We start from the raw sequence: 10,296 nt of genomic DNA on the forward strand, positions 1-10,296 counted from the left end.
GCCGACTCCGTAGCGCGGAAGGCTCGCTAGGTCACCCGACCGCCCGCCGAAGATCAAGCGTCCGCGGATGTTCGCGGGACGGCACGGCGCGTGGCTCCGCCATGGCGCCCGGCGTGTGGCCGAAGGGGAAGAAGCGCGCCATGCGCCGCGCCTCGGCCTCGTTCGCATTGACCGGGAAGGTCTCGTAGTTGCGGCCGCCCGGATGCGCCGCGTGATGCGTCGCCCCGCCCAGGCTGCGGCCGGTCCAGCTGTCCCAGATGTCGAACACCAGCGGCGACTGCGCGCGGATCGTGGGGTGCAGGGCCGAGACGGGGTCCCAGGCCTTGAACCGCACGCCGGCCACGTATTCGCCCGCCGTGCCGGTGGGCTGCAGCGGCACGGCCGCGCCGTTGCAGGCCAGCACGAAGCGTTCCGGCGTCCAGCCCGTCACGCGGGCCTGGATGCGCTCGACGCTGCTGTCCACGTAGCGCGCGGTGCCGCCGGCAGTCGTCTCCTCGCCCAGCACATGCCAGGGCTCAAGCGCGTTGCGCAGCTCGAGCTGCATGTCGCGCAGGGCGATGCAGCCGATCTGCGGGAAGCGGAACTCCAGATGCGGCGCGAACCAGCCAGGATCGAAGCCGAAGCCCAGCCCCTGGAGGTCGTCCAGGACATCCGAAAAATCCTGCGCGACGTAGTGCGGCAGCATGAAGTCGTCGTTGAGGCGCGTGCCCCAGTGGATCAGCCGGCGCTCATAGGGCCTCTCCCAGAAGCCGGCGACCAGGGCACGCAGCAGAAGCTGCTGCACCAGCGACATGCGGGCATGCGGCGGCATCTCGAAGCCGCGCACCTCGACCAGGCCGCGGCGGCCGGAGGGGCCGGAGGGATCGTACATCTTGTCGATGCAGAATTCCGTGCGGTGGGTGTTGCCCGTCATGTCCACCAGCACGTTGCGGAAGATGCGGTCCGTGAGCCAGGGCGGGGCATTGCTGCCGGGGCGGGGCACCTGCCGGAAGGCGGTCTCCAGTTCATACACCGCATCCGTGCGCGCCTCGTCCACGCGGGGATGCTGGCTGGTCGGGCCGATGAACTGGCCGCTGAACAGGTAGGACAGGCTCGGATGGTTGTGCCAGAAGCCGACCAGCGACTTCAGCAGGTCCGGCCGGCGCAGGAAGGGGCTGTCCGCCGGCTCGGCGGCGCCCATGACCATGTGGTTGCCGCCGCCGGTGCCGACATGCTTGCCGTCGAGGGCGAATTTTTCTGCTGCGAGGCCGACCTGGCGCGCTTCCTCGTAGAGCGTGGTCGTGCGCTCGGTCAGCTCGTCCCAGCGTGTTGCAGGGTGGATGTTCACCTCGATCACGCCGGGATCGGGCGTGACCGAGAAGTGCAGCAGGCGGGGGTCGGACGGGGCGAGGTAGCCTTCCAGGAACACCTTGCGCCCGGTCTCCTTCGCCGTCGCTTCGATCGCGGCGACGAGGTCCAACCAGTCGTCCGCGACCGCAAGCGGCGGCAGGAAGACGTGGATCATGCCGTTGCGCGGCTCGACGCAGAGCGCGGTGCGGACCACGCCCGGCTCCTCGCGGCCGGGAAGCGGCACGGGCTGTTCCGCAATGCGGCCGCGCGCCCGGGCGTCCTCCAGGGGGCTGCCGGGGCGGCGGAGCGCCATGGCGTCGCGCCCGGCGCCGGCGGCGGCATCCTCGGCCTGCTCGGGGTGGATGATGCGGCCGTCGGGCGCGACCGTGCGGCCCCGCCCTTCCGGATAGTCGCGGCGCGCGCGGAAAGGCATGCGCGGCGCGATGGGATCGGCCTCCGTCTCCGCCTCGATGCTGGCGTCGCTGGCCCAGGGCAGGCTGTCGAGCGGCAGGCGGAACCCCATCGGGCTGTCGCCGGGGATGAGGAACATCTCGCCCTCGCGAAAGCTCCACGTCCCGCTTTCCCAGACACGGTCGGCCCCCACGCCGACCCGGCGCAGCGGCAGGGCGGAGCCGACCTCGCCGGCGAGCCCCTGGCCGAAGACGCGGCGCAGCCGCGCGCGCTCCATCGGGTCCTTGAGCTTGCTGTCCTCGACCAGGACGTTGGCCGGCAACCGGCCTTCGCGCCACAGGTAGTAGTGGACATCCTCATGCCCGGCGATGCGCAGCCGGGGGTCCACGCCGAGCATGCCGGCCAGCAGCGTGGCGAACTCGGCCGCGTCCTTCGGCGTGGCGTCGCCGGTGTCCTCGTCGGAGGCGAGCAGGGACGGGTCGGTCCAGACCGGCTCGCCATCTGCCCGCCAGTGGCAATAGAGCGCCCAGCGCGGCAGCTGCTCGCCCGGATACCACTTGCCCTGCGCGTAGCTCAGCGCTGCGCCCGGCGCCCAGAGCGGCTGCAGCCGGCGCAGCAGCTTTCCCGCGAAGCGGCGCTTGGTGGGGCCGAGCGCATCGGTGTTCCATTCCGGCGCGTCGCGGTCGGAATCCGCCACGAAGGTCGGCTCGCCGCCCAGCGTCAGGCGAAGCTGCCCGGCCTCCAGCGCCGCATCCACCCGCGCGCCCATCGCGTCGATCGCCGCCCATTGCGCGTCGGTGTAGGGCTTGGTGACGCGGGGGGTTTCGGCGATGCGCCGGACTTCCATGTGGAAGTCGAACTCGACCTCCGCCTTGTCCGAGGCGCCGGTGATCGGCGCGGCGGAGGCTGGCTCCGGCGTCGCGGCGAGCGGGATATGCCCCTCGCCCGCCAGTAGGCCGGAGGTGGGATCGAGCCCGATCCAGCCGGCGCCGGGCACATAGACCTCGCACCAGGCGTGAAGGTCGGTGAAGTCGGCGGGCGGGCCGGCCGGGCCGTCCACCGGCTTCACGTCGGGCACGAGCTGGATCAGGTAGCCGGAGACGAAGCGCGCGGCGAAGCCGAGATGGCGCAGGATGTTGACCAGCAGCCAGCCGGAATCGCGGCAGGAGCCCTTGCGGTTGGACAGCACCTGTTCCGGCGTCCAGACGCCGGGCTCCAGGCGCACGATGTAGCCGATCTCGCCTGCCAGGCGCTGGTTCAGGTCCACCAGGAAGTTGACCGTGTTCGGCGCCTGGCGGGGGATGTCCTTGAGATAGGCCTCCAGCAGCGGGCCGGGCGCGGTGACGCGCCGGAAGGGCGCGAGTTCCTCGGCCAGCACCGGATCGTATGCGAAGGGGAAGCTTTCCGCCTGCGGCTCCACGAAGAAGTCGAAGGGGTTGATCGTCGCCATGTCGGCGACGAGGTCGACCGTGACCTCAAAGAAGCGGACCCGTTCGGGGAACACCACGCGCGCGCAGAAATTGCCCTGCGGATCCTGCACCCAGTTCAGGAAATGCGGCTTCGGCGCGATGTTGAGCGAATAGGACAGGACAGGCGTGCGGCTGTGCGGCGCCGGGCGCAGCCGGATCAGCTGCGGCGAGAGGCCGACCAGCCGGTCGTAGCTGTAGCGCGTGCGGTGGGTGAGTGCGGCGTGGATACTCATGACGGATGGGGAATCCCGGAATCTCGGTGCGCTATCCCATTGGAGCGGTGCAGGCCGCAAGGGCGGAACGGGTTCGGCAAGCTTCGTGCCAGGGATGCGCCTGGACAGGCCATTGGGCGGGGGGCACCTTCGCGCCGCTCACACGGAACGGGGAAAGTGTCCATGGCAAGGTATGCGCTCGTCACAGGGGCAGGCTCGGGCGTCGGGCGCGCCGCGGCGGTGGCGCTGGCCGAGGCTGGCTGGGCGGTGGGACTGCTCGGTCGGCGGGCAGAGATGCTCGCGGAAACGGCAAAGCTGTGCGGCGGCGCGCGGACCCTGGCGCTGCCCGCCGATGTCAGCGACCCCGCCTCGGTGGAGGCCGCCTTCGCGAAGCTGAAGAGCGAATTCGGCCGCCTGGACCTGCTGTTCAACAATGCCGGCACCAACGTGCCGGGCACGCCCTTCGAGGAGCTGCGCTGGGACCAGTGGCGCAGCGTCGTCGCGGTGAACCTGGACGGCATGTTCGTGTGCGGCAGCGCCGCCTTCCGCATGATGAAGGACCAGTCGCCGCAGGGCGGGCGCATCATCAACAACGGCTCGATCAGCGCGCACGCGCCGCGGCCGGGCAGCGCGCCCTACACCGCGACCAAGCACGCCGTGACCGGCCTGACCAAGTCGATGAACCTGGATGGGCGGCGCTTCGACATCGCCGTCGGGCAGATCGACATCGGCAATGCCATGACCGCGATGGCGGAGCGCATGGCACGCGGCGTGCCGCAGGCCGACTGGTCCATCAAGCCAGAGCCGCTGATGGACGTGGCGCATGTCGGCAAGGCCGTGGCGCAGATGGCGGACTGGCCGCTGGAGACCAACGTGCTCACCATGACGATCATGGCGACGAAGATGCCCTTCGTCGGACGCGGCTGAGCGGGGAGCGCACAGCATGAACAAGCTGGACCTGGCCGGGCGCGTCGCGATCGTCACCGGCGGCGCACGCGGCATCGGGCTTGCGGTGGCCCGACGGATGGTGGCCTCGGGCGCCTCCGTCTCGATCTGGGACATGGACCCGGCGAAGACCGAGGAATCCCGCGCCGCACTCGCCGCCGACGGGACCGTCAGCGCGCAGGTGCTGGACCTCAGCGACGAGACCGCGGTGGCGGAGGCGGCGACGAAGACGCTCGCCGCACACGGCAAGATCGACATTCTCGTCAACAATGCCGGCATCACCGGCGGCAACATGCCGAGCTGGGAGATCCCGGTGGCGCAATGGCGGCGGGTGGTCGAGGTCAACCTCAACGCGCCTTTCATCGTGGCCTCGGCGGTGGTGCCGCACATGCTGGCGAATGGCTGGGGGCGCGTGGTGAACGTCGCCTCGGTCGCCGGCAAGGAAGGCAATCCGAACGCGGCGCATTACAGCGCCTCCAAGGCGGGGCTGATCGGCTACACCAAGTCGCTGGCAAAGGAACTGGCGCAGAAGGGCGTGCTGGTGAACTGCGTGACGCCGGCGGCGGCCAAGACCGACATCTTCAACCAGATGACGGAGCAGCATATCGCCTTCATGCTGTCCAAGATCCCGATGGGGCGTTTCGTGGAAGTCGAGGAGATCGCGGCGCTGATCTGCTGGCTTTCCAGCCCGGACTGCTCCTTCTCCACCGGCGCGGTCTTCGACGTCTCCGGTGGCCGCGCCACCTATTAGGAAGGGCTTTCGCATGCGTTGGATGCTGCCGCTGCTCGCCGTCGTCCTGCCCCTCGCCGCGCAGGCGGCGGATGCGACGGAGGGTCGCCGCCTGGCCGAGCAGTGGTGCGCCAACTGCCATCGCATCGCCACCAACGGGCCCGGACCGGCGACGGATGCGGTGCCCGGATTCGCCGCCATCGCCGCGCGCCTGGGCATGACGGAGGAAGCGATCGCCACCTTCCTGCGCACGCCGCATGCCAGCATGCCGGACCACGGGCTGACGCTGCGGCAGGCGCAGGACCTGGCCGCCTTCGTCAAGGCGCAGGGCGCGCGTTGAAGGCGCTGCTCGCCGATATCGGCGGGACCAATGCCCGCTTTGCGCTGCTCGACGGCGCGACGCTCGGACCGCCTCTCATCCTGACGGTCGCGGACCACGCCACGGTCGAGGACGCCATCGAAGCGGCGCTCGCGGTCCTGGCGCCTGCCGGCGGGGTGGAACGCGCCGTGCTGGCGCTGGCGGGGCCGGTCGTGGAAGAGCCGGTGCGGCTGACCAATGCTAGCTGGGAGGTCTCCTCGCGCGCGCTCACCGCTCGTTTCGGCTTCGCGCGCGTGCGGCTGGTGAACGACTTCCTGGCGCAGGCCTACGCCCTGCCCCATCTCGGGCCGGCGGAGCTGATGCCGCTCGGTGGCGGCAGCAGCGTCGCCGGCGGGCCGATGGTGGTGCTCGGCGCCGGCACCGGCCTCGGCGTCGCCGGCTTCCTGCCGGAGATCGGCCTGGCCATCCCGACGGAAGGCGGCCATATCGGCCTCGCACCGACCGACGCGCGGGAAGACGCTGTGGTTGCGGGCCTGCGCCGCCTCTGCGGCCGTGCGGGCGCGGAGGAAGCGCTGTCCGGCCGCGGCATCGCCAACCTGCATGCGGTGCTGGCCGGGCTGCGCGGGGCCGCGTTGCCGGCGCGTGACGCGGCGGAGGTGGTTGCCGCCGCCGCAACCTGCCCGGTGGCAGCGGAGGCGCTGGACCTTTTTCTCGCATTCCTCGCGGGGACCGCGGGCGACCTGGCACTGGCCTGGGGCGCGCGGGGCGGCGTGTTCCTCTCCGGCGGGATCCTGCCGCGCATCGCGGATCGGCTGGATGCCGCGACTTTCCGCGCCCGCTTCGCCGCCAAGGCACCGATGGAGGACTGGATGGCGGATATCCCGCTATTCCTCGTCACTCATTCCGCCCCTGCGTTCCTTGGCCTTGCCGCTCTGGCACGAATGACGGAAGCGTGAGATTTTCCGCGCTCACGAGGCGTTGATATCCACCCGCTAATGCCGGTGTCCTCGCCCCGGTAGAACCGTGCGCCGTAACGATGCGCGCCCGGAGGCGAGACACGGCACCACCTGGCCGAAGGGACCGCATAGCCGCATGGACACCAACCCGCCTGCCGCCATGCCCGACGACACCACGACCACCGCCGCCTCGCTGCGCGAGGCGATCCTGCACAAGCTCACCTACGACCTCGGCAAGAGCCGGCTGGGAGCCCGCGACCGCGACTGGTTCATGGCCACGGCGCTGGCGGTGCGCGATCGCATCGTCGACCGCTGGATCGACATGACCCGCGCCAGCTACCAGTCCGGTGCGAAGCAGGTGTACTACCTCAGCCTCGAATTCCTGATCGGTCGGCTGCTGCGGGACAACGTCTCGAACCTCCGCCTCACGGAGGAACTGACGGAGGCGCTGCAGTCGCTGGGGATCGCGTTCGATGTGGTGCGCGCGGCCGAACATGACGCGGCGCTCGGCAATGGCGGGCTCGGGCGGCTCGCAGCCTGCTTCATGGAGAGCATGGCGAGCCTCTCCATCCCCGCCTTCGGCTATGGGATCCGCTACGACCATGGCCTGTTCCGCCAGATCGTCCGCGACGGCTGGCAGCGGGAATTCCCCGAGGACTGGCTGGCGGACGGCAATCCCTGGGAGTTCGCGCGCCCGGAAATCGCGCATGAGATCGGCTTCGGCGGCACGGTGGAGGCCGTGGCGGTCAGCGAGGCGCGGACGCGCCATGTCTGGAAGCCCGCGGAGACCATCCAGGCCGTCGCCTACGACACGCCCATCGTCGGCTGGCGCGGCAAGCATGTGAACACCCTGCGGCTGTGGTCGGCGCGCGCGGTGGACCCGCTGCGGCTGGATGCGTTCAACCGCGGCGACTTCATGGGCGCCCTGACCGACCAGGTGAAGGCGGAGAGCATCTCCAAGCTCCTCTACCCCTCCGACGAGACCCCGGCCGGGCAGGAACTTCGCCTGCGCCAGGAATACTTCTTCACCTCGGCCGCGTTGCAGGATCTCGTAAGGCGGCACCTGCGCGTCTATGGCGACCTGCGCAGCCTGCCGGACCGCGCCGCGGTGCAGCTCAACGACACGCATCCCGCCATCGCCGTGGCGGAGCTGATGCGCATCCTGATCGACCTGCACGACCTGGAATGGGACGAAGCCTGGAAGGTCACGCGCGGCACCATCGCCTACACGAACCACACCCTGCTGCCGGAGGCGCTGGAGAGCTGGCCGGTGCCGCTGATGGAGCGCCTGCTGCCGCGGCACATGCAGCTGATCTACCTGATCAACGCGTTGCACCTGGACGATGTGCGCCAGCGCTTTCCGGGCGACGACCGGCTGCTCTCGGCGATCTCGCTCATCGAGGAGGGGCATGGCAGGCGCGTGCGGATGGGGCACCTGGCCTTCGTCGGCTCGCACAAGGTCAACGGCGTGTCCGCGCTGCACTCCGACCTGCTGAAGAAGACGGTCTTCGCCGATTTCGACCGCATCGCGCCGGGCCGCATCACCAACAAGACCAACGGCATCACCTTCCGCCGCTGGCTGCAGCAGTCCAATCCCGGCCTGACCGCGCTGCTGGTCGAAGCGGCCGGCCCCGCCGTGCTGGACGACGAGCATGCGCTGGCGAAGCTGCGCCCCTTCGCGGATGACGCCGCCTTCCGCGACCGCTTCGCCGCGGTGAAGCAGGCCAACAAGGACGCGCTGGCGAAGCTGGTGCGGGAACGCTTCCACCTGCAGCTCGACACCGGCGCGATCTTCGACGTCCAGATCAAGCGGATCCACGAATACAAGCGCCAGCTTCTCAACGTGCTGGAGGCGGTGGCGCTCTACGACGAGATCCGCAGCCAGCCGACGCGCAACTGGGTGCCGCGGGTGAAGATCCTGGCCGGCAAGGCGGCGGCGAGCTATCACCGCGCGAAGCTGATCATCAAGCTGGCGCATGACGTGGCGCGCGTGATCAACAGCGACCCCACCGTGCGCAACCTTCTGAAGGTGGTGTTCCTGCCGAACTACAACGTCTCCCTGGCCGAGCTGATCGTGCCGGCCGCGGACCTCTCGGAGCAGATCTCGACGGCCGGCATGGAAGCCTCCGGCACCGGCAACATGAAGTTCGCGCTGAACGGCGCGCTGACCATCGGCACGCTGGATGGCGCCAATGTCGAGATCAAGGAGCATGTCGGCGACGACAACATCTTCATCTTCGGCCTGACGACCGAGGAGGTCGAGCAGCGCCGGCAACGCGGCTGGCGCGGCGAGACCGCCATCGCGCAGTCGCGCCGCCTCGGCGAGGCCCTGGAGCAGATCGAGAAGGGCGTCTTCTCGCCCGACGATCCCGACCGCTACCGCGACCTGGTCGCGAGCCTGCGCGGCGACGACTGGTTCATGGTGGCCGCCGACTTCGACAGCTACTACGCGGCGCAGCGCGCGGTGGACCGGCGCTGGGGCGAGCGGGACGCCTGGTGGCGCTCGGCGGTCCTGAACACGGCCAATGTCGGCTGGTTCTCGTCCGACCGCACCATCGCGGAGTATGCTGAGGAGATCTGGCAGGTGCCGGTTCGCCGCTGAAGCGGCGCCCGGGGGCCGGCCGCGCTTCGGGACAACACGGGAGGGAGACGATGGCTTCTGGCGCGGACACGGCCTCGGCCCCGCTGGCGCGTGGCGCCATGGCCTTCGTGCTGGCGGGCGGACGCGGATCGCGACTGATGGAGCTGACGGACCGGCGCGCCAAGCCCGCCGTGTTCTTCGGCGGCAAGTCGCGGATCATCGACTTCGCCCTGTCCAACGCGGTGAATTCCGGCATCCGTCGCGTGGCGGTCGCGACGCAGTACAAGGCGCACAGCCTGATCCGCCACCTGCAGCGCGGCTGGAACTTCCTGCGCCACGAACGCAACGAGAGCTTCGACATCCTGCCCGCCAGCCAGCGCACGAGCGAGACGGCCTGGTACGAAGGCACCGCCGACGCCGTCTACCAGAACATCGACATCATCGAGGACCACGCGCCGCGCTACATGGTGATCCTGGCCGGCGACCACGTCTACAAGATGGATTACGAGCGCATGCTGGCCCAGCATGTGGAAAGCGGCGCCGACGTGACGGTTGGCTGCGTCACCGTCCCCCGCATGGAAGCCACCGGCTTCGGCGTGATGCATGTGGATCCGCAGGACCGCATCGTGCAGTTCATGGAAAAGCCGAAGGATCCGCCTGGCATCCCCGGGCAGGAGCACATGGCGCTCGCCTCCATGGGGATCTACGTCTTCGAGACGAAGCTGCTGTTCGACCAGTTGCGGCGCGATGCGGCGACGCAAGGCAGCCACCGCGACTTCGGGCGAGACATCATCCCCTTCCTCGTGGCGAACGGAAAGGCCGTGGCGCATCGCTTCGAGGCGTCCTGCGTGCGCTCCTCCGCGGAATCCGCGCCATACTGGCGCGATGCCGGCACCGTGGACGCCTACTGGGAAGCGAATATCGACCTGACGGACATCGTCCCGCAGCTAGACCTGTTCGACCGCGACTGGCCGATCTGGACCTATGCCGAGGTGACGCCGCCGGCAAAGTTCGTCCACGACGAGGACGGGCGCCGCGGCGAGGCGATCTCGTCGCTCGTCTCGGGCGGTTGCATCCTGTCCGGTGCCGGCGCGCGACGCTCGCTGCTGTTCACCGGGGTGCACATGCATTCCTACGCGAGCGTCGATGGCGCCGTGCTGCTGCCCTATGTGGATGTCGGCCGCGGTGCTCGGTTGAAGGACGTCGTTGTGGACCGCGGCGTCCGCATCCCCGACGGCCTGGTGGTGGGCGAGGACCCGATCGAGGACGCGCGCCGCTTCCGCCGGACGGAGAAGGGCATCTGCCTGATCACCCAGGCGATGCTGGACAGGCTCGGCTGACGCG

General features: G+C 69.8%; 7 protein-coding genes. 6 read left to right on the forward strand and 1 reads right to left on the reverse strand.

Going from position 1 to position 10,296, the window contains the following annotated elements; all coding sequences use genetic code 11:
- Positions 1-31 precede the first annotated feature (31 nt).
- Positions 32-3,442 carry a DUF2126 domain-containing protein gene (locus tag E4T13_RS05830; RefSeq protein WP_137177259.1) on the reverse strand — a complete coding sequence of 1,137 codons (3,411 nt, stop codon included), beginning with the start codon at positions 3,440-3,442 and terminating at the stop codon, positions 32-34.
- A 162-nt stretch (positions 3,443-3,604) separates the two neighbouring features.
- On the opposite strand from E4T13_RS05830, the gene E4T13_RS05835 reads away from it, so the two are divergent.
- From E4T13_RS05835 to glgC, 6 genes are all read left to right on the forward strand, one after another.
- Positions 3,605-4,348, forward strand: a complete 744-nt coding sequence (locus E4T13_RS05835) for an SDR family oxidoreductase (RefSeq protein ID WP_137177260.1) — start codon at positions 3,605-3,607, stop codon at positions 4,346-4,348.
- A 16-nt stretch (positions 4,349-4,364) separates the two neighbouring features.
- Entirely contained in the window at positions 4,365-5,117 is a 753-nt protein-coding gene (locus tag E4T13_RS05840) for an SDR family NAD(P)-dependent oxidoreductase (protein WP_137177261.1), read from the forward strand.
- A gap of 13 nt (positions 5,118-5,130) precedes the next feature.
- Entirely contained in the window at positions 5,131-5,436 is a 306-nt protein-coding gene (locus E4T13_RS05845) for a cytochrome c (RefSeq protein WP_137177262.1), read from the forward strand.
- A complete protein-coding gene (locus tag E4T13_RS05850; protein ID WP_137177263.1) occupies positions 5,433-6,371 on the forward strand; it encodes a glucokinase in 939 nt (312 codons plus the stop codon). The genes E4T13_RS05845 and E4T13_RS05850 overlap by 4 nt, the downstream gene beginning before the upstream one ends.
- A gap of 136 nt (positions 6,372-6,507) precedes the next feature.
- The gene (locus E4T13_RS05855; RefSeq protein ID WP_137177264.1) at positions 6,508-8,973 is read left to right on the forward strand and encodes a glycogen/starch/alpha-glucan phosphorylase; all 2,466 of its coding nucleotides are present in this window, start codon (positions 6,508-6,510) and stop codon (positions 8,971-8,973) included.
- 50 nt (positions 8,974-9,023) lie between these two features.
- The gene (gene glgC, locus E4T13_RS05860; RefSeq protein WP_137177265.1) at positions 9,024-10,292 is read left to right on the forward strand and encodes a glucose-1-phosphate adenylyltransferase; all 1,269 of its coding nucleotides are present in this window, start codon (positions 9,024-9,026) and stop codon (positions 10,290-10,292) included.
- Positions 10,293-10,296: the final 4 nt, after the last annotated feature.

Origin of the sequence: Roseomonas sp. AR75, assembly GCF_005222815.1 — a bacterium.
Taxonomy (GTDB): domain Bacteria; phylum Pseudomonadota; class Alphaproteobacteria; order Acetobacterales; family Acetobacteraceae; genus Falsiroseomonas.

Coding starts and splice junctions, on each gene's coding strand:
- E4T13_RS05840 (WP_137177261.1), top strand. CDS start 4,365: ATGAACAAGCTGGACCTGGCCGGGCGCGTCGCGATCGTCACCGGCGGC.
- E4T13_RS05855 (WP_137177264.1), top strand. CDS start 6,508: ATGGACACCAACCCGCCTGCCGCCATGCCCGACGACACCACGACCACC.
- glgC (WP_137177265.1), top strand. CDS start 9,024: ATGGCTTCTGGCGCGGACACGGCCTCGGCCCCGCTGGCGCGTGGCGCC.
- E4T13_RS05830 (WP_137177259.1), bottom strand. CDS start 3,442: ATGAGTATCCACGCCGCACTCACCCACCGCACGCGCTACAGCTACGAC.
- E4T13_RS05835 (WP_137177260.1), top strand. CDS start 3,605: ATGGCAAGGTATGCGCTCGTCACAGGGGCAGGCTCGGGCGTCGGGCGC.
- E4T13_RS05845 (WP_137177262.1), top strand. CDS start 5,131: ATGCGTTGGATGCTGCCGCTGCTCGCCGTCGTCCTGCCCCTCGCCGCG.